Here is a 1,176-nt window from a genome sequence, read left to right on the forward strand (position 1 = left end):
GGTGTCATGGCGTTAGGGATGCCTATTGCTTTTGCACTTTTGGTAAGCGGTGTTGCCCTGATGTTTTATCTTGATATTTTTGATACCCAGATTATCGCGCAAAATCTCATTAACGGGGCTGACAGCTTTCCGATGATGGCGATTCCTTTCTTCATTCTTGCCGGAGAATTAATGAATGCCGGCGGAATTTCCAATCGGATTATTAATTTTGCGATGTCTCTCGTTGGTCATATTCGTGGAGGATTGGGGTATGTAGCGATCATTGCAAGCGTTCTTTTTGCCGGTTTATCCGGTTCAGCGGTAGCGGATACAGCGGCTCTTGGTGCCATTCTCATTCCGATGATGGTTAAGGCTGGATATGATCGAAACCGGTCTACTGGTCTTATTGCCGCTGGCGGTATTATTGCTCCGATCATTCCTCCAAGTATTCCGATGATCATCTTTGGAGTAACGAGCGGTGTGTCGATTACAAAATTGTTTATGGCGGGAATAATTCCAGGTCTTCTCATTGGTTTATCTCTAGTTATATGTTGGTGGCTCATGGTAAGAAAGGATAAGGTGGAAGTTTTTCCTCGCAAATCTGTAAAAGAAATATTATCGGCTACCCGTCAAGCCATTTGGGCGCTTCTATTGCCTGCCATTATCGTTGGAGGGCTTCGTGGAGGGATTTTCACTCCTACAGAGGCGGCGGTTGTGGCTGCATTCTATGCATTATTTGTTGGTTTGTTCATTTATCGTGAATTGAAAATACAAGATTTGTTTAAGGTGCTTGTAGCTTCTGCAAAAACAACCAGTGTGGTAATGTTCCTTGTTGCAGCAGCTATGGTATCGGCATGGTTGATAACGGTCGCGAATATCCCGTCCATCGTAACCGACATGCTTGGCCCGTTCATGGAGAATAAACTGCTGCTTCTATTGGCGATTAACGCATTAGTTCTGTTAGTTGGTACGGCAATGGATTTGACACCTACCGTTCTCATTCTTACTCCTGTTTTAATGCCTATTATCGAAAAAGCCGGGATTGACCCGGTGTACTTTGGCGTCCTTTTTATACTCAATAACTGCATTGGGTTATTGACTCCTCCGGTTGGTACTGTATTAAATGTAGCCTGTGGGGTAGGGAAAATAGGAATGGAGGACATCATGAAAGGGATATGGCCTTTCTTACTGGCAGAA

Annotated in this window: 1 protein-coding gene; it reads left to right on the forward strand. The window is 44.3% G+C overall.

Going from position 1 to position 1,176, the window contains the following annotated elements; translation table 11 throughout:
- Nucleotides 1-1,176 (forward strand): TRAP transporter large permease (locus B0I26_RS18060; RefSeq protein ID WP_111646703.1); only part of this gene is annotated, 1,176 nt, incomplete at both ends.

It is taken from the genome of Paranoxybacillus vitaminiphilus (assembly GCF_003259935.1).
In the GTDB taxonomy this organism is placed as follows: Bacteria; Bacillota; Bacilli; order Bacillales; family Anoxybacillaceae; genus Paranoxybacillus; species Paranoxybacillus vitaminiphilus.